Annotated in this window: 19 protein-coding genes; 17 read left to right on the top strand and 2 right to left on the bottom strand. The window is 65.0% G+C overall.

What is annotated here, in order from left to right:
* The first annotated feature begins 7 nt into the window (after nt 1-7).
* Genes ACIQTZ_RS04945 through ACIQTZ_RS04910 form a run of 8 tightly spaced genes read left to right on the top strand, consistent with a single transcriptional unit; the run spans nt 8 to nt 6776 of the window.
* Complete coding sequence (locus tag ACIQTZ_RS04945) at nt 8-397, top strand: DUF6379 domain-containing protein (protein WP_402978085.1); 390 nt, start codon at nt 8-10, stop codon at nt 395-397.
* On the top strand, nt 397-1500 hold the full coding sequence (locus ACIQTZ_RS04940) for a sugar phosphate isomerase/epimerase family protein (protein ID WP_400336725.1): 1104 nt from the start codon (nt 397-399) through the stop codon (nt 1498-1500). The genes ACIQTZ_RS04945 and ACIQTZ_RS04940 overlap by 1 nt, the downstream gene beginning before the upstream one ends.
* Before the next feature lie 18 nt (nt 1501-1518).
* Nucleotides 1519-2556, top strand: a complete 1038-nt coding sequence (locus ACIQTZ_RS04935) for a sugar phosphate isomerase/epimerase family protein (RefSeq protein ID WP_400336726.1) — start codon at nt 1519-1521, stop codon at nt 2554-2556.
* Between the two features lie 11 nt (nt 2557-2567).
* Nucleotides 2568-3338: a nuclear transport factor 2 family protein gene (locus ACIQTZ_RS04930; RefSeq protein ID WP_402978082.1), complete on the top strand. Its 771-nt coding sequence runs from the start codon at nt 2568-2570 to the stop codon at nt 3336-3338.
* 8 nt (nt 3339-3346) lie between these two features.
* On the top strand, nt 3347-3745 hold the full coding sequence (locus tag ACIQTZ_RS04925; RefSeq protein WP_402978079.1) for a DUF6379 domain-containing protein: 399 nt from the start codon (nt 3347-3349) through the stop codon (nt 3743-3745).
* Nucleotides 3742-4941: a Gfo/Idh/MocA family protein gene (locus ACIQTZ_RS04920; protein WP_400336729.1), complete on the top strand. Its 1200-nt coding sequence runs from the start codon at nt 3742-3744 to the stop codon at nt 4939-4941. Before ACIQTZ_RS04925 ends, ACIQTZ_RS04920 begins: the two co-directional genes overlap by 4 nt.
* Nucleotides 4942-4969: 28 nt before the next feature.
* Nucleotides 4970-5974: a sugar phosphate isomerase/epimerase family protein gene (locus tag ACIQTZ_RS04915; protein WP_400336730.1), complete on the top strand. Its 1005-nt coding sequence runs from the start codon at nt 4970-4972 to the stop codon at nt 5972-5974.
* A 19-nt stretch (nt 5975-5993) separates the two neighbouring features.
* Nucleotides 5994-6776, top strand: a complete 783-nt coding sequence (locus ACIQTZ_RS04910) for an SDR family NAD(P)-dependent oxidoreductase (RefSeq protein ID WP_402978075.1) — start codon at nt 5994-5996, stop codon at nt 6774-6776.
* A gap of 13 nt (nt 6777-6789) precedes the next feature.
* Here the strand turns inward: ACIQTZ_RS04910 and ACIQTZ_RS04905 are convergent, their stop codons facing one another.
* Nucleotides 6790-7776 carry a restriction endonuclease subunit R gene (locus tag ACIQTZ_RS04905; RefSeq protein WP_402978072.1) on the bottom strand — a complete coding sequence of 329 codons (987 nt, stop codon included), beginning with the start codon at nt 7774-7776 and terminating at the stop codon, nt 6790-6792.
* Nucleotides 7777-7858: 82 nt separating this feature from the next.
* Here ACIQTZ_RS04905 and ACIQTZ_RS04900 point away from each other — a divergent pair, with 82 nt between their 5' ends.
* On the top strand, nt 7859-8281 hold the full coding sequence (locus tag ACIQTZ_RS04900) for a hypothetical protein (protein WP_402978069.1): 423 nt from the start codon (nt 7859-7861) through the stop codon (nt 8279-8281).
* Here the strand turns inward: ACIQTZ_RS04900 and ACIQTZ_RS04895 are convergent.
* Nucleotides 8278-9543 (bottom strand): ROK family protein, encoded by a 1266-nt coding sequence (locus ACIQTZ_RS04895; protein WP_402978066.1) that lies wholly within the window; start codon nt 9541-9543, stop codon nt 8278-8280. The two genes, ACIQTZ_RS04900 and ACIQTZ_RS04895, sit on opposite strands and share 4 nt — an antisense overlap.
* A gap of 108 nt (nt 9544-9651) precedes the next feature.
* On the opposite strand from ACIQTZ_RS04895, the gene ACIQTZ_RS04890 reads away from it, so the two are divergent.
* The 8 genes from ACIQTZ_RS04890 (at nt 9652) to ACIQTZ_RS04855 (ending at nt 17885) form a co-directional block, all read left to right on the top strand.
* On the top strand, nt 9652-10704 hold the full coding sequence (locus tag ACIQTZ_RS04890; protein WP_402978064.1) for a Gfo/Idh/MocA family protein: 1053 nt from the start codon (nt 9652-9654) through the stop codon (nt 10702-10704).
* Nucleotides 10701-11495, top strand: coding sequence for a hypothetical protein (locus tag ACIQTZ_RS04885; protein WP_402978061.1), 795 nt, complete (start codon nt 10701-10703; stop codon nt 11493-11495). The genes ACIQTZ_RS04890 and ACIQTZ_RS04885 overlap by 4 nt, the downstream gene beginning before the upstream one ends.
* Before the next feature lie 92 nt (nt 11496-11587).
* Complete coding sequence (locus ACIQTZ_RS04880; RefSeq protein ID WP_400336737.1) at nt 11588-12604, top strand: VOC family protein; 1017 nt, start codon at nt 11588-11590, stop codon at nt 12602-12604.
* 181 nt (nt 12605-12785) lie between these two features.
* Nucleotides 12786-13739 (top strand): fumarylacetoacetate hydrolase family protein, encoded by a 954-nt coding sequence (locus tag ACIQTZ_RS04875; RefSeq protein ID WP_402978058.1) that lies wholly within the window; start codon nt 12786-12788, stop codon nt 13737-13739.
* 11 nt (nt 13740-13750) lie between these two features.
* A complete protein-coding gene (locus ACIQTZ_RS04870; RefSeq protein WP_402946152.1) occupies nt 13751-14761 on the top strand; it encodes a cyclase family protein in 1011 nt (336 codons plus the stop codon).
* Between the two features lie 27 nt (nt 14762-14788).
* Nucleotides 14789-15922 (top strand): FAD-dependent monooxygenase, encoded by a 1134-nt coding sequence (locus tag ACIQTZ_RS04865; protein WP_402978055.1) that lies wholly within the window; start codon nt 14789-14791, stop codon nt 15920-15922.
* Nucleotides 15919-16923, top strand: a complete 1005-nt coding sequence (locus tag ACIQTZ_RS04860; RefSeq protein ID WP_402978052.1) for an amidohydrolase family protein — start codon at nt 15919-15921, stop codon at nt 16921-16923. Before ACIQTZ_RS04865 ends, ACIQTZ_RS04860 begins: the two co-directional genes overlap by 4 nt.
* Nucleotides 16920-17885 (top strand): fumarylacetoacetate hydrolase family protein, encoded by a 966-nt coding sequence (locus ACIQTZ_RS04855; protein ID WP_402978049.1) that lies wholly within the window; start codon nt 16920-16922, stop codon nt 17883-17885. The genes ACIQTZ_RS04860 and ACIQTZ_RS04855 overlap by 4 nt, the downstream gene beginning before the upstream one ends.
* Nucleotides 17886-18030: the final 145 nt, after the last annotated feature.

Raw genomic sequence — 18030 nt, 5'->3', positions numbered from 1 at the left:
AGTCCCGATGATTGCCGACCGCATGATCGAGCAAGGAACACTCACCGCGGAAGGCGGCCGCGCCGCCGTCGAAGTCCGCATCCCTTGGTACCGGGCGTTGCCGGGTTCGTGCATTGCCGGGGCAGCCCTCACCATCGACGGTGTGGCTGCTCCTGAGGATTCGCTCCGCTGGACCATGAACAACCGGACCTTTAGCTTCGCGGAGCTCGTGGAGGAAACAGGGGAGTGGTGGTACCCCCTCGATTCCGCAGTCCTTTCCGGTGAGCTTCCGGTGGATGCGGCGGCTGAGCACGAGGTCCGCGTGGACCTGAAGCTCTACATCCCCTACATCATCACCGACCACGGTGTGCTGCACATCGAAGAAAACGACACCAAGACCATGAAGGTAGGACAGTGATGACCGGCCTCGGCACTCCCATCCAGGGCGTAACGCTCTACAGCTTCACCCGCGCTTTCCACGGCCGGCAGTACGACCTCGACGGCCTGATCCGCAAGGTGGCCGCTGAGGGCTTCGGCCCCGGCCTGGAAATCATCGGCTTCTCCAGCCTTCGCGGCTTCCCGGACCGGATCGATGACTCTTTCGTGGGCCACTTCCGCGACCTCGTGCAGGAAGTGGACCTGGTTCCCACTTCCCTGGCCGTGAACGTGGATACCGGCATCCGCAGGGACCGCTTGATGAACCACGACGAGCTCGTGGAGTACATGCGCAAGCAGATCGAGGTTGCTTCGCGCCTCGGCTTCCAGATCGCCCGCGTCCAGATCTCGCTGACCCCGGATGCCATGGAAAGCCTGCTGCCGGTAGCCGAAAAGTACGGGGTGACGCTGGCCCTGGAAGTCCACGCCGACCAGCACGGCGCCCACGAGCGCGTGCTTGCCCTCCGCGACCGCTACGAGAAGCTCAACTCTCCGCTGCTCGGATTCACCGCCGACTGGGGTGCCACGGTCACCGGCTTCGCGCCCTCCCTCATCGAGGCCTACCGCCGGCGGGGAGCTTCCGAAGAGCTGCTCCAGCAGGTGGTGGATCTCTGGAACGGCTTCTACGCAGAAGGCCCGCCCAACACCCAGAAGGTCCATGGCGAACGCTTTGGCGCCTTCATTGGCCTTGCCGCGCGCAACGGCCGGCCGGATCTCGGCATCGACTTCGCCATCAACGGAACCGGACTCTTCGGCCCCGCTCCGATCGATACGTGGTTGGAAATCATGCCGTTCGTCAAGCACGTGCACGGCAAGTTCTTCGGCATTGACCAGAACGGCGAGGAGCCCTCCGTCCCGGTGCGCGACCTGGTTCGCCAACTCGTGGAAAACGGCTACTCAGGTGCCATCTCCAGCGAATACGAAGGCTGGCACTGGAACAACTGGGAAGACCCCTTCGAGATCATCCGGGGCGAGCAGGCCGTCCAGCGCTCCGCTGCCGCCAACGCCGGCTCGGCCATGGTCACCGATCCCGCAGAGGCCCGCCGCATCCTCAACAGCCACCTCGCCCAGCCGGTCCTCGGCTAGAAGAAACGGATACACATTATGTCTAACGGCATCGCAGGCTCGGGCATCGAGCTTGGCATCACCCTTTACTCCCTGACCTCCGAATTCGCCGCCGGCCTCTACACGCCTGAGACGCTCATCAAGGCCGTCGCCGACGAGGGCCTGGGTCCCGGCGTTGAATTCAACATCGCGCAGATGCTGCGCACCTACCCGGACGTGGACGAGGACTTCGTCAAGCTGTGGCGCGACAGCATGGACCGCTACGGCCTGACCCCCAGCGCGGTCGGCACCAACCTGGACATGGGCCGGCGCAAGGACCGGGACATGACCCCGGACGAAGAATTCGAGTTCTTCGCACGCCAGCTCAAGACCGCCAACACGCTCGGCTTCAACAAGATCGTGATCCGATCCGCAGGCAAGGAACTGCTCCGCAGGCTCCTGCCGTTGGCCGAAAAGTACGACCAGAAGCTCGGGTATGAGATCCATGCTCCGCAGGGACCCAACGACCCCAAGATCCTCCAGATCCGCGAGATGTATGAGGAACTCGACAGCGAGCGGCTGGGCTTCACCGCCGACTTCAGCTCCACCATGCACAGCCTTTCGCCCACCCTGTTCCGCACGCTGACACAGATGGGCCTGCCGAAGGAACACTTCGCGGTAATGCAGGACATCTGGCGCAAGCCGCTGCCCATGCAGGAGCGCAACCAGGAGTTCGAGGACTACCTCCGCTCCAACAACTTCGATCCCGCGCAGCTTGGACCCTTCACCCGCCTTGCCTTCAACATGCATGGACTGGTTGCACCGGAGGAATGGCTGGACATCATGCCCCAGATGTTCCACGTTCACGCCAAGTTCTATGACATCGATGCGGACGGCAACGAACCCGCCATGGACATCCCGCGGATCGTCCGGCAGTTCGTCAAGGGTGGCTACACCGGCTTCCTGTCCAGCGAATGGGAAGGACACGCGTTCGCCGATCTGGGCGAGTCCGATCCGATCGAGCTGGTGAAGAAGCAGCACGCCCTCATGCGCCGCGCCATCGAAGAGGCCCGTGCCACCGACTCTGTTTCAGCATAGGAAGGCCTGCGATGCCGGCAATCGACACGGATCTTACCGCTGAGATCCAGCAACTGCGCGAGGAACTCAGGGAAGCGCAGCGCTTGGCCCGTCGCGCCACTGACCGGGGCGACATCGAGAACCTCTTCAACAGATACATGTACCTGCACAATGCCTTCCAGGACGAACAGATTATTCCTTTGTGGGTGAAGCCAGGCACTCCCGGAATCCGCGCCCGCTATACCAACGCGGGGCAGTACACGGACTACGAAAGCGTCATCCGGTACCACCAGGGACGCCCCAATCCGGTGGGCAAGCTGATCCTGCACTACACCACCACTCCGGTGATCGAAGTGGCGGCAGATGGCGAGACTGCCAAAGGCGTGTGGATCATGACGGGCAACGAGTCAGGCCTGACGGACCCCGAGGTGGCCAAGGAAAGCCCGGACTACATGTACTCGCCGGGCGAAGTGCAAGGCAAGAAGGTCTGGGCCCACTGGGTCTGGTGCAAGTACGCCGTGGACTTCCTGCGCCAGGACGGCGAATGGAAGATCTGGAAGTTCCGCTGCTACGAGCTTCTCCGTGCTCCCTTCGAGGAGAACTGGATCAGTTTTGCCGAAAAGAACCAGCACGCGTTTGCCCTGGACCTCATGTACTTCGGCGACGACGGCAAGCCGGTCTTCATGCCTCCGGCGGACGAGCCCGTCCCGGCGGAGTACCACCCGTACAGCCCCTCGGCGCGGCAAACACTGGAACCGCAGCCGCCGGTTCCGCACCAGACCTTCGTAGAGACTTTTGAGTAAGGATCATCATGGCAACCCACAACTCCCTGTTCCAGGACGCTGACGTCCGCCGGCACCCCGAGGGCATTTCTGTTTCCGTGCAGTTGCCCTGGTACCGCAGCCTGTGGCTGTCCGCCGTCGACGACGTTGCTGCCACCGTGAACGGCGTGGAAATCCCCACGTCCGCACTGCGCTTCGAGCTCCAGGGCAAGTCCTACACCATCGCCGAACTCCCGGATCAGTGGGAGACCCTGTGGTTCGTCGCGGATAAGCCGGAGATCATTGTCCCGCTTGACCGCGTCCCCGAAGCCGGTGAGGAGATCGACGTCGAGGTTATCCTCACGCTCCGCCTGCTGTACATGCAGATCGCCCCCATGCGCTACGTCGGCAACCGCGTGGCCGTGGACCGCAAGGTAGTGCTCGCATGAAAAAGCTCCGGGTGGCCATGATCGGCTACGGCTTCATGGGTGCGGCGCACTCGCAGGGCTGGCGCACGGCACCTCGGGTGTTCGACCTCCCGGCAGAAACCGAGATGGCCGTCATTGTGGGCCGCGATGCCGCCGCCGTTGCCAAGGCGGCCGGCAAATGGGGCTGGGCCGAATCGGCAACGGACTGGCGGCACGTCATTGCGAGGGACGACATCGACATCGTGGACATTGTCACCCCGGGTGACTCGCACGCGGAGATCGCCATTGCGGCTTTGGATGCCGGCAAGCACGTCCTGTGCGAGAAGCCGCTGGCCAACACTGTCGAAGAAGCGGAAGCCATGGCGGCCGCCGCTGAACGAGCCGCCGAAAAAGGCGTTAAAGCGATGGTGGGTTTTACTTACCGGCGCGTGCCGGCCGTGACCTTCCTGCGTCAACTCATCGCCGAAGGAGTGGTGGGACGGATCGCCCATGTCCGCGCTTCCTACCGCCAGGACTGGCTGGTTGACCCGGACATGCCCCTGGCCTGGCGGCTCCAAAAAGAACATGCCGGGTCTGGTGCCTTGGGGGACATCGGTGCCCACGCGATCGACCTGGTGGAGTTCGTGACCGGCATGGACGTGGAGCAGGTTTCCGGCGTTCTGGACACGATCGTGAAGCAGAGGCCCCTCCAGGGCAGCGGCACTGGTCTTTCGGGTTCCGGGCTCGCCGGCAAAGCAGCCGCAGGATACGGCCAAGTGACCGTGGACGACATCGCGATCTTTACTGGCAGGCTGGCGTCGGGCGCGCTCGCATCCTTTGAAGCCACGCGCTTCGCCACAGGCCGCAAGAACGCGCTGTCCATCGAGGTCTCCGGCGACAAGGGTGCTTTGGCCTTTGACCTCGAAGACCTCAACAGCATCCAGTTCTACGACCGCACGGCTCCGGCCGACCTGCAGGGCTTCCGCAAAATCCTGGTGACCGAGCCCGTCCACCCCTACGTTTCGGCGTGGTGGCCCGCCGGACACATGCTGGGTTACGAGCATGGCTTCTCCCACCAGGTGAAGGACCTGGTGGAAGGAATCGCCAGGAACACGGACCCGCACCCGACGTTCGCCGATGGGCTCAGGGTCCAGCGCGTCCTTGAAGCCGTGGAACGCAGCGCCGACAACGATTCCGTGTGGACCCGCGTGGCGGCAGACGTCCCAGTCAAGGCATAGGGCTTGTAAAAGCCTGGAAGGAGTTAACATGGCACGACCCATCACCCTGTTCACTGGACAGTGGGCGGACCTGCCGTTCGAAGAGGTCGCCCGGCTCGCTGGAGAGTGGGGCTACGACGGGCTTGAAATCGCGTGCTGGGGCGACCACCTGGACCCGTGGCGCTGGGATGACGACGCCTACGTCCAAGGCAAGCTGGACGTCCTGGAACGCAACGGCCTCAAGGTCTGGACCATCTCCAACCACCTCAAGGGCCAGGCCGTCTGCGATGATCCCATCGACCAGCGGCACAGGGACATCCTCCCGGACATCGTGTGGGGCGACGGCGATCCCGAAGGCGTGCGCCGCCGGGCCGCCGAGGAAATGAAGCACACCGCCCGTCTGGCGGCCAAGCTCGGCGTCAAGACGGTGACCGGCTTCACCGGTTCGGCCATCTGGAAATACGTGGCCATGTTCCCCCCGGCCAGCGAGAAAATGATCGACGCCGGGTACCAGGACTTCGCGGACCGGTGGAACCCCATCCTGGATGTCTTCGACGAGGTTGGCGTGCGCTTCGCCCACGAGGTCCATCCGTCCGAGATCGCTTACGACTACTGGACCACCCAGCGCACCCTCGAAGCCATTGGGCACCGTGCGGCATTCGGCCTGAACTGGGACCCGAGCCACATGGTCTGGCAGGACATAGACCCCGTGGGATTCCTGTGGGACTTCAAGGACCGGATCTACCACGTGCACTGCAAGGACACGAAGAAGCGCCTCGGCAACGGGCGCAATGGCAGGCTGTCTTCGCACCTCGCCTGGGCCGATCCGCGGCGTGGGTGGGACTTCATCTCCACCGGTCACGGCGACGTGCCCTGGGAGGACGCCTTCCGGATGCTCAACGCGATCGACTACAACGGACCACTGTCAGTCGAGTGGGAAGACGCCGGCATGGACCGCCTGGTCGGGGCACCGGAAGCGCTCGGTTTCGTCCGGAAGCTCTCCTCCTACCAGCCCTCCGCCGCGGCGTTCGACGCCGCCTTCAGCACCAAATAACCACATAAAGGGGAACCACATGCGGCTGCGCAAGCCCAGGCTCGAAGGCAAAACCGCCGTTATCACCGGCATAGCCAGCGGCCAGGGCCGCGCAGCCGCTTTGGCGTTCGCGGAGGAGGGGGCGGTCGTCGTCGGCTGCGACATGGACGACGACGGCGCTGCCGCCACCGTGGACATGGTGCTCGAAGCGGGCGGCCAGGCCAGCAACACCCGCGTGGACCTGACCGACGATGCCGCCGTCGCGGACTGGGCCGGCCTCGTCGCGAAGACCCACGGCCAGGTCCACATCCTGTACGCCAACGCCGCCGCCACCCGCTTCGCGCCTGTGGACCAGATCTCCTTTGCTGACTGGCAGTGGAACGTGGCCCACGAGATGGATGTTGTCTTCCTGCCCGTGCGGCACTTCTGGCCGCAGTTGGCAGTAGCCGGAAGCTCCGCCGTCGTGCTTGTTGGCTCAACTGCCGGCGTCACCGGCTCGGTGACCAACGGGCGCCTTGCCCACACCGCCACCAAGGGCGCCGTGGTGGCCATGACCAAGCAGCTGGCAGCCGAGGGGGCGCCACTGGGAATCCGCGTCAACGCGGTCAGCCCCGGCATGATCCGGACCTCGGCCACCGAAGGCGACCTCCTGGCGCCGGGGCATCCCATGAACGCGATCGCGGGGCACATTCCCCTGGGGCGCATCGGCACACCCGACGAGGTTGCCCGATGCGCCCTTTTCCTTGCCTCCGATGAGGCTTCCTACGTCACGGGCGCCAACCTGATGATCGACGGCGGCTGGTCCGCCGTGCTGCCCGGCTGACGCCCGCGGCGGGTTAGGCGAGCGACTTCGCTGCCAGCGCCAGGTGCCGGCGGGTCATTTCCGAGGGATCGTCCCGGAGCCACTCATGGCCGCCCCATTCGCTGGTCAGCGTGCCGGTGAATCCCTCCTGGGCCAGAAGATGGCCCAGCTCCTCGATCGGGCCGGACACCCGTTGATCCGCATCGTCCAGATCCCAGAACTTGAGGTGGAATCCGCCCACCAACGGGAGGATTTCCTTCAGGTCCGCGGCGTCGCTTCGCCCGAACCGGATCAGGAGGTTCATGAACAGGGTATGGATGCGCGGGGGAACGGTCCCTGACCGGAGCGCAGCCATGATGGCGTCGTTGGTGGCGGGGTCCTTCCATTCAGACTCCAACCTGTTGCAGAGCACGGGCGAGACTCCGCCGCGCGCCAGTTCGTCCAGATAGCTGACCGGGAGGGCGGGCATCAACATGCTGATGTCCACCAGCACCCGGATGCGGGGGTCGTCCAGCGCTGCGATGTGGTCCAGCGCGGGCTGGACGCGTGGATTCCGCGGGTCTTGCTGCCCTTGGATTTCCTCGAACAGCACCAAGTCCAGATCGTGCAGCAGGGGTTGGACGAGCTCAAGCAATTCGGGTCCGGCTTGCCCGATCGGGAGGCGCACGCCGGTGGCACCAACCCGCCGGGCCGCATCGAACTGGGGGACGAGGAACTCCAGCCGCTGCCCCGTAGTGCGGCGTTCCGTCGTCGTTGTGTAGTCATCCAGGCTGCAGCCGAGAATGCTGACCCGGCCACCAGCCGCTTTCAGTTCTTCCCGGAAGGCGTCGACTTCGAGGTCCTGTGGTGCGGGAAAACTCCGCCAGAGGGAACCTGGTTCCACTTCCACAACATCGGCAACGCCGGAGGCGGCGATGTCGGTGACGATGTCTTGCGGGGTCCGTTCCGCCTTGATGATGTCCGGCGTCCAGTTGAAGGAGCTCGCGGCCAGCGTCCAGCCGGCAGGCAAAGAGGCTTCCATGATGGGCCTTTCCAAATATGCGTCTTAGTGACAAACTTATGTCAGTTTCAGACAAAAAGACCATGGAGTCAAGGAGTGTGTGATGTTGCAGAATGCCCTGCGCGACGATGCGTGGAGTAATACGACCGAAGGCCACGAGCTGCGCGTCGGACTGCCGTGGATCCGTTCCATGCCGCTGTCCAGTATCGCGGGCCTTGCTGTGAAGGTTGACGGGCGGCCAGTCGGGGAAGAGCTCCGCGTGCGGCTCGGTGAACGGGAAGTGCGGCCGGACACGTTGGCCGCAGAGCCCGGCTGGTGGTTCATCCAGGACCGGCTCGTGCTGGTTTTTCCAGAAGCAGTCTTCGCCGCGCCCGGGCGCCCGCGCAGGGTGTCCGTGGACTTCGAACTGATGGTTCCGTACTTGCAGGGCGGGGGAGGGGGCCCGCTGGTCCTCCCGTTCCACCTTGAAGCCAACCTGCGGACTACGCAGGCTCCGGTCGCGGGAGTTTCCCGCGACGTCGCTTAGCCAGCTCCCAAGGTCCTGACCGGCCCCGGCTTGCCCTGGGCGAACCAGCGCGGGAAGGTCACCTCGAAAAGCTGCTCGCGGGCCAGCTCCACGCCACCCCGGAGGGGTTCGCGTTCGTCATTGACGGACAGCAGGATCCGCAAGTCCCTCGTGGCAAGGGGCAACGACAGCTCGTAGACCCGCTGCCGCACCTCGGCGAGGTACACCTCGCCGGCAGAGGCCATAGCGCCGCCGATCACGATGATTCCGGGGTTGAACATGTTGACCAGTGCCGCAATCGACTCGCCAACCACGCGCGCGGAGCTCTGCAGGAGGCGGACTGCCAGGCCGTCGCCACTGATGGCTGCGAGGGCGATGCCTTCGGGGGAGAGAGTGTTGCCCTTTTCCACGGATGTGGCGAGGGGGCCGGTGGCGCCTTCCTTGATGGCGAGCTCGGCGTCGCGGATCAGGGCCCAACCGCCGGCCACCGCCTCGAGGCAGCCAACCTTGCCGCAGCGGCACAGTGCCTCGGAATCAGGCACCCTGACGTGGCCAATGTCCCCTGCCGCTCCGTTGGCCCCACGGTGGATGCGGCCCTGTGAGAGCAATCCCGCGCCGATGCCGGAGCCGATCTTGCAATAGATCAAGTCGGCATAAGCATCCCGGCGCCGCGCCCGCTCGCCCAAGGCCAGCAGGTTGACGTCGTTGTCCACCCAGGCGGGGGCATCGAACCGTTCTTCGAAAGGAGTTCGTATGTCATGGCCGTTCCAGCCGGGCATGATGGGAGGCGCCACGGGCTGTGCGCTGTCGAAGTCCACCGGGCCTGGAACGCCAACCACAACCGACCACACTGGCTTGTCTCCGGCGTCTTTGAGGAGGTCGTCCAGGAGTTCCATGGCGGCCTTCAAGGTTTCCTCGGGCCCGCGGGCGATATCCCACTCGCGGTGCCGCTGTTCCACGATGTCTCCATCAAGTTCGGAGTACCCCACGCGGATATGGAGGGCGCCGAGTGCGCACACGATGATGCGGCCGCGCTCCGATTGGAAACGGAGGGTCCGGGGTGCCCGGCCACCGGATGACGCGCCGAATTCGCCGTCGCCCAGGAAGCCCATCTGGATCGCCTGGTCCACCCGCTGGGTGACTACACCGCGACCCAGGCCGGTGACCCGGCCGATTTCCGGTCGGGTGGTGGCTTCTCCGGTTCTTACGAGGTTGACGATGCGAAGCAGGCTGGTGACTTCGTCTGTTTGGGCGCCGAACCGGAGGGTCGAATCTGTGGTCATACCTCCAGATTGTTCCACAGTAACGGCACTATGGTGCGGAAATCCGCAACTATAGCCAGAAATGCAATCACTTATGGATAATACTGACAAAAGAAGGGAGATGAAGGCGTGAACATAGGGTTTCTGGGCGCCGGGCCGGGGGTGGCCGCGCTGCATCTACCCACCGTGAGGCGGTTGGGTGAAGGCTTCCGGGTGGCCCATATCGCGGACGGAGGGAGCGGCAGGGCGCAGGCGCTCGCGGAGCCAGTGGGTGCCCGGTGGTCATCGGGTGATCACGAACTGCTGACCGATCCCTGCGTGGACGCGGTGGCCATCTGCACTCCGCCGTCCGAACATGAGCGGCAAATCCTGGCCGCGGTTGCCGCGGGAAAACGCGCCATCTTTTGCGAGAAACCACTTGCCGTCACCCGGGAAGCGGCTGCCGCCGTCGTCTCTGCCTGCCGCGAAGCCGGCGTCATCCTGCTGGTCGGCACCAACCATGCCCATGATCAGGGCTGGGCGCAGGCCCGCGAGGTGCTCAAGCAGCATGGGCGGCCCCTCCAATCCATCGCCGTCACTCTGGCGCTTCCTCCCAACCGCCGCTACCACCAAGTGGTGTATGACGGTGGTCCCTTCCCTTCTCCTTCCCGGGGAAGGCCAAATACCGGCGATCCTGCCGTGGCGGCAGGCATCGTGCAGCAATTGCTGACGGGGCTGGCCATCCACGACCTCCCGGCCATCCGGCATTTCGCACCGGTCCTGGAGCACATCCAGTACGCCCGCTTCGTTCCGCCGATCGGTTACGCCGTAGGCTTCAAAGCCAGTGGCGTCAGTGTCCAACTGGTCCTCACCATGCTCCCGGAAGGACCGGACTCCCTCTGGCGCATGACCTTCTCCACCGCCGATCTCAGGCTGGATCTGGACTATCCGCCACCCTTCGTCCACGCGGGCAGCGGAGCGGTCACCGTCCATAACGGGGATGGTTCCGTCGCCCGCTTTCCGCAATCCCTGCAGGACGGCTACGAGGCCGAGTGGCAGTTGTTCGGGGAGTTGATGGCGGGAACGTGTCCAGTCGATTACGGGCAGATCCTGGCGGACGCCCTGTATCCGATCGACGTGGCAGATGCCGTCTTCGCCACCATGTTTACCGAAGTGCAGCCATCCACGGGAGTCCATCCATGAGCCCGGTTTTTCCCGTCGTCGCCTCGCACGCTCGCTATCGGGCCGCCTTGGCCGAACTTCCACGTAGTACCTGGCACGCTGAAACTGCGAACGGTGCCGTGGTGGTGATCCCCGGGGAGGGAGCCTGGTGGGAGGAGCTGTTGGAGGCCCAAGCGGCCGGCGCGTCAGCCGTCGTCGTAAGTCATCCGCAAAGTATTCCGGCCGCGGCGCAAGCCGGGCTGGTGGGCATCCCCGTCGTCGTCGAACGGCCGCACCTGCGGGCGGACGCGGCCGCCGAGGCCGTACGACGGCGGCAGGAGACTCCCGCCACAGTGGTCACCGTTGAGTGCGCAGCTCCCTCCGGTGACCTTGACCCGGTCCTGCGCGACGGCGTCCGGTGGGCTGAAGTGCTCGCCGGTGGACCCCTCCACGCCGTCAGCGGGGCCATCCCGGCCGAAGGCGGCATGGCGTTGCTTGAAGCCGGGCCGTTAACAGTTGCCGATCCTGTGCCGGTGACTGTCCTGGCTGCGGTGCTTGGGACCAAGGCGCGGACCCCGCTGCTTCGCGTAACTGCCTTGGCGAAGGTTCGCACGGTGGTGGAGTGGGATGGCCTGGGGTCTGGCCTAAGCATCAGGACAGGGACCGAAGGCGGATCAATGCGTGCGCCGAACCACTATGAAGGGTCCGCCCGGCTGGCCCTTCGCCGGGCCATGGAAGCTGCCTCAAAAGGTGCCGTGCTGCCGGACCTTGGCGAGCTGCTGGCAGACCAGCTGGTCGTCGCCGGGCTGCGTCAAGAGCATAAGCAAGGCTGATCTTCGGCATAGGCAATATCGTCTTCCCTGATGCGCCAGTGCGGCCGGAGACTTGATGTGAACAGCTTCACAGAACACCGAAAGGATCGAAGATGATCAAGCTTCTCTCCCACCTCTCCTACGTGGCCATCACCACTCCCGACGTCGAAGCCTCCGTTGACTTCTACGTCAAGCAGGTGGGACTCAAGGTTGTTGACCGCGTGGACGGCGCCGTTTACCTGCGCTGCTGGGGCGACTACTACCGCTACAGCGTGGTGGTGGTTCCCGGCACCGAGCCTGCCCTGGAAACCATGGCATGGCGTACTTCCAGCGCGGAAGCCCTCGAAGAGGCGGCCCGGCGCATCGAAGCCGCGGGCGTCGCCGGTGAATGGATCGACGGGCACGGCATCGGTCGGGCGTACCGCTTCACGGGTCCCTGGGGCCACAGCATGACCCTCCACTGGGACGTCACCCGCTACCAGGCCGAGGGCAGCGAACTCTCCACCTACCCGGACCGCCCTGCCCGCCGAAGCATGGTTGCCGGCGCGCCCCGCCAGTTGGACCACGTGACCATCGCAACCTCTGATGTTGACGGATTCGCCAAGTGGTACAACGACGTCCTCGGCTTCCGCATCATGGCCCGCACCGTCCTGGACGAAGCTCCGATTTCGGTGTTCTCCGTGCTGACCACCAACGAGAAGTCACACGACTTGGGCGTCGTGCTGGACGGTTCCACCCGTGCAGGCCGCATCAACCACTACGCCTTCTGGGTGGATACCCGCGAAGAACTGCTGATCGCCGCGGACACCCTGATCGAGAACGGCGTGCCGATTGAGTACGGCCCCTCCATCCACGGCATCGGCGAGCAGAACTTCCTCTACTACCGCGAACCGTCCAGCCTCCGCATCGAGCTCAACACCGGTGGCTACCGCAACTATGTCCCGGACTGGGAGCCCAACACCTGGACCCCGTCCCTGGGCTCGAACAACATGTACCGCAACGGTGCCATGCCCATGTCCATGACCGAGTCCTTCCCGCCCGCCGATGGCCCGAGTGCCACCGAGGAAGGCGTGCCGGACGAGATCAAGGAAGCACTGTTCAACCCGTACGCCCGGCAGGGTCAGGGCTAGAAGAGGCAGCCCAGGGCTGGACAGCCAGGCAGCATCACCGGCGTGGGCATCCATGCCGGTGATGCCCGGTATAACCACAAATTGATGTACTTATGTCGAATTCTGACATTAAATGAGGGTGGGCCGAGGGCGGCCCGCGAGGGGAGTTACGTTCATGACGACGTCGTCAGACCAAACCGGGATGGAAGCACCATTTGCCCTGGCCCGCTTCCGCGAGGGGCAAGCCGTTCGCTGGGGGCTGGTTGCCGGCGGGCGCATCCGGCCGCTGGAGGAGCAAGACCTCGGCAGCGGAGGCCTCAATGGGTTCCTGGCTGCACTGGACTGGGAGCGCCTTGAGAACCTCGCTGCGGAAGACGGTCCATGGGTCGCGTTGGACAGCGTGGTGCTGACTGCCCCCGTGGAACCCCGGCAAGTGCTGCAGACAGGCGCCAACTATCGGACGCACGTGATCGACCTGGTGGTGGCAGGACTGTCCAAAGACGATCCGCGCTCGCCGGAGGAGGCCCGCGAGTGGGCGGGCAAGATGATGGACGACCGCCAAGCCAACGGCGAGCCGTACTTCTTCATCGGGCTGCCGGCCTGCGTTGTCGGCGACAATGAACCCTTGGTCCTCCCGGCCTACAGCGAGAAGCACGACTGGGAGCTGGAACTTGCTGTCGTCATCGGAACCGAGGCATTCCGCCTCTCCAGGGCAGAGGCCATGGACCACGTTGCCGGCTACACGATCGTCAACGACATCACCACCCGAGACCTCGTCTTCCGCCGCGACATGAAGGAAATCGGAACCGACTGGTACCGCGGCAAGAACGCTCCCGGCTTCTTGCCTACGGGGCCGTTCCTGGTGCCGGCGAAGTTTGTGGATCCGTCCAAGCTCAAGGTCCGTTTGGAACTCAACGGCGAGGTCATGCAGGACGCCACTACCGACGACCTCCTCTTCGATATTCCTGCCCTGGTGTCGGCTGCTTCGCAGAACATGCCGCTGCTTCCGGGCGACCTCCTGCTGACCGGCAGCCCGGCCGGCAACGGAGCGCACTGGGGAAGGCTCCTCCGCGACGGCGACGTGATGACGGGCAGCATCCAAGGCCTCGGAACGCAGGTAGTGCGCTGCGTCGCCGAACAAACCGGCCAGGGATAAGGGCAGGAACCATGAACCTGGATCACGCTGAACTGCTGGAAAACCCCGCGTCGCTGGACCGCAACGACCCCGACGGCGAAATCTCCCGCCGAGGAAAGGCATACCGCAACTGGGGCCGCTGGGGCGAGGACGATGCCCTGGGGACCTTGAACTTCATCGACGCCGCGAAGCGGAAGCAGGCAGCCTCGCTGGTGCGCGACGGTGAGGTTGTTTCCCTCTCGCAACCCTTCGACATGAACGGTCCGCAAAAGGGCTGGCGCCGGCGCACCAATCCCGTCCACACCATGCTGGACACCGGAACGGATGCGGAACGCGGCACGCAGGGCTTCCCGCACGGCCTCGGCGGCGCAGACGACGTCATTTCCATGCCCCTCCAGTGCTCAACCCAATGGGACGGCCTGGGCCACATCTTCGACCACGGCAACGCGTGGAACGGTCGCCGTGCAGGAGACGTAGTAACGAGCGACGGCGACCTCGTCACCGGAATCGAGCACGCGGCGGCGTCTCCGGTCTCCCGCGGTGTCCTGCTTGACCTCGGCCGGCACCTTCAACCGGACACGGGCGAACTTCCCGACGGCTACGCGATCACCGCCGAGGACCTGGAGTCCTGCATCGCAGCCCAAGGCGCCACGAGCGCAGTTGGCCGCGGCGACATCGTCCTGGTGCGGACAGGCCAACTCAGCCGTGCGCGCCGCGAAGGCTGGGGAGACTACGCGGGCGGACCCGCCCCCGGGCTTTCCCTGACGACGGCGGGTTGGCTGCACCGCACAGAGATCGCCGCCATTGCCACGGACACGTGGGGCTTCGAGGTCCGTCCCAACGAGTTCGACGTTCCCGCTTTCCAGCCTCTGCACCAAGTGGTCATCCCGAACATGGGCCTGACCGTGGGCGAGCTGTGGGACCTGGATGCCTTGGCCCACACATGCCACGCACGCGGCCGCTACGGGTTCCTCCTGGTGGCAGCCCCGTTGCCCATCACCGGTGCGGTGGGTTCACCCATCAACCCCGTCGCCATCCTCTAACCAGTCCCAAGAACCAAGGGGTACATCATGACAGCAGTTCAGAAAGTGGCGATCGCCGGCAGCGGCGTGGCTGCCATGGCCACCGCCATCCAGCTCGCCAAGGCGGGGATCGCCGTCGACGTTTTCGAAGCCAAACCGGAGCTGAGCGCCCTGGGAAGCGGCATCACCCTGCAGGGCAACGCTTTGCGCGTTTTCGACGCGTTGGGCGTCTGGGAGGACGTGGGGGAAAAGGGCCTGGCTTTTGAGGGGCTCACCCTTAGGGCGCCTGGCCCCGATGCTCCGGTGATCGCACAGCTTCCAGAGGTCAAGACCGGCGGACCGGACTACCCGGCCTGCATGGGCATGTACCGTCCGGACCTCGCCAAGATCCTCCTTGAGCACGCGGAGAAGGCCGGCGCCAAGACCACTTTCGGAGCCAAAATTACCGGCTTTGATGCCACGGACAACAAAGTGGAGGTGTTCGCCAACGAGACCTCGGCAGGAACCTACGACCTCCTGATTGGCGCCGATGGGGTGAACTCCACCGTGCGGGGCCTCATGGGAATCGAGACCTCGCCGGAGACCACGGGCATGGGCATCTGGCGGGCCTTCGTGTCGCGACCCAAGAACGTGGAACACAGTGAGCTGTACTACGGTGGCCCGGTCTACATCGCCGGCTACACGCCCACCGGCGAGGACACCATGTACGCGTTCCTTGTGGAGAAGGCGCAGGACCGCTTCGGGGTATCCGATGACCAGGCCGTGGAGATCATGCGCGGGGAATCCCTGGCCTATGGCGGTCCGTGGAACTCGATCCGCGAGGACCTCAACCAGGGCGCCAAGGTCAATTACACCTGGTTCACCAAGCACCTGGTGCCCGGCCGGTGGAACCGCGGACCCGTCGTCATCATCGGGGATGCCGCCCACAGCTGCCCGCCAACGATTGCCCAAGGTGCCGCGCAGGCCCTCGAAGACGCCGTAGTCCTGGCCGAGCTCCTGGTGGACGCGGACCAGGTCAGCGAAGAACTCTGGGACACCTTCCACGAGCGCAGGGTTCCCCGTGTGCAGGCCGTGGTGGACGCTTCCGTGCAACTGGGCGAATGGCAGATCGAGGGAAAGAAGGACGCAGACGCTCCGGGCCTGCTGTTCGGCATCGCGCAGAAGATGGCGGTACCGGCATGACCATCGATGTCCACGCCCACGTGCTCCTTCCTTCCCTCCAGGCCGAGGTGGAACGGCGTGCTCCCGAGGCCTTCAAAGCGGCGGCCGAACTCGATGCCCGTCGCAACGGTCCCGCAAGCCTGGCCGCTTCGGGCCGGATGATCGGCGAGCGGTTCCCGAAACTCACCGATGTCCGCGCCCGCTTGGCTGCGATGGACGCCCAAGGCGTTGACCACCAGTGGGTCAGTGCCTCGCCGAACCATTTCTACCCCTGGGCCGAGGAGGGCCTGGCCGTGTGGAGCGCCACCGAGGCCAACCGCCTGGTGGCCGAGCACGTGGCCCGGGCACCTGAACGCCTCACCGGCCTGGGCCTCGTGCCGCTGCAGCATCCCGGGCGGATCGTGGAATGCGTCGATGACGCCATCCTGGGCCGCGGCTTGGCCGGCATCGAGATTTCCTCGTTCTCCGGCGACGTCGAGTTGTCCGACGAACGTCTGGAGCCCTTCTGGAGCCGCGTGGAGGAATTGGGCGTCGTCGTTTTCCTGCATCCGTTCGGCTGCAGCCTGGATGAGCGTCTTGACCGGTACTACCTGTCCAACACGGTGGGCCAGCCTGCCGAAAACGCCGTTGCCCTCTCGCACCTGATCTTCTCCGGCGTCCTGGACCGGCACCCCGGCTTGAAGATCCTCGCGGCCCACGGAGGCGGATACCTGCCCACGGCGATCGGCCGCTCCAACCATGCCTGGCGCGTCCGCCCCGAAGCCCGCGATTGTGCCGAGGAGCCGTCCAGCTACTTGCGCCGGATCTGGTTCGACACCGTGGTGCACGATCCTTCGGCCCTGCGTCACCTCGTGGATGTCGCGGGACCTTCGCAGGTCCTCATGGGTAGCGATTTCCCGTTCGACATGGGGCCGGAGGATCCCGTTGGCGAGGTTCGCGCTGCCGGACTGCCGTCCGACGTGACAGCGCAGATCCTGTCCGGCAACGCCTCTGCACTCTTGGAACAGCGGGTGCGGGCATGAGAATCGCGCGCTGGCAGGACGGCGCCGAGACCGGTGAGGGCTTCATCATTGACAACACCGCGGTGCCGTTTCCCAATGGACTCCGCGTGGCCGAGGTGCTGGCGCGCGGCTTGGATGGTGCCCGGGATCTCTTTGGGCGGGTAAACCACGACGCCGGGCGGCCGCTTGCCGAAGTCCGGCTCCTTGCGCCGCTGGTCCCCGCGGCGATCAGGGATTTCGTTGCCTTTGAGGAGCATGTGGAAGGAGTCAGCGCCTCCGTGGACGGCAAGAGCGAGGTGGTGCCGGAATGGTACGAGGCTCCCACGTTCTACTTCACGAATCCGCACACGGTGCTGGGGCCGGGCGAACCGGTGATCCCGCCGGTGACCCAGCGCCTGGATTTCGAGCTTGAGATTGCGGCCGTGATTGGCGGCGCCGGCGGCTCCAACCTGTCAGGCAAAAACGCCGCCGACGCGATCTTTGGCTACACGATCATGAACGATTGGTCTGCCAGGGACATCCAGTCGCGGGAGATGAAGGTCCGTCTGGGTCCCGCCAAGGGCAAGGACTTCGGGACAAGCCTGGGGCCGTGGATTGTCACGGCAGACGAGCTTGAACCGTACCTCGACGCTGACGGGTTCCTGGCCTTGCGGGCGGAAGTCTTCGTCAACGGCGAGCTCGTGGGGGAGGATCTCGTGTCCAATATGGGGTGGACGTTCCCCGAGCTGGTGTCCTACGCCTCCAGGAATTCCCGCGTAGTGTTCGGCGATGTCCTGGGTTCCGGGACGGTGGGCAACGGAGGCTGCCTCGGCGAGTTGTGGGGCCGTCGCGGCGACCTGACGCCGGCACCGCTTGCCGAGGGAGACGAGGTACGCATGGTGGTTGAATGCATCGGCGCGTTGACCGCCACTGTGGCTGCCGCCGTCGAAGGCTGCTCCGTGCCGCGGGCCCGGGACCGAAACCGCGCCCGCGCCAGGGTCTAAGAACTGCAATCTTTTGTTGCTTTCAGACTAAAGTCAAACTAAGATGAAAGTGGCGTCGGGATCCCCTCAAGGATCCGTTCCCGGCAGTGATGATGCAGCCGGGGCACAAACCGTCGCGTCGACGGCCCGATCGTTCGGGCAGAAA

The organism is Paenarthrobacter sp. NPDC090520, from assembly GCF_044769205.1.
GTDB lineage: Bacteria > Actinomycetota > Actinomycetes > Actinomycetales > Micrococcaceae > Arthrobacter.
Note: the sequence above shows the minus strand (reverse complement) of the source record. Positions and strands in the feature narration are given on the sequence as shown.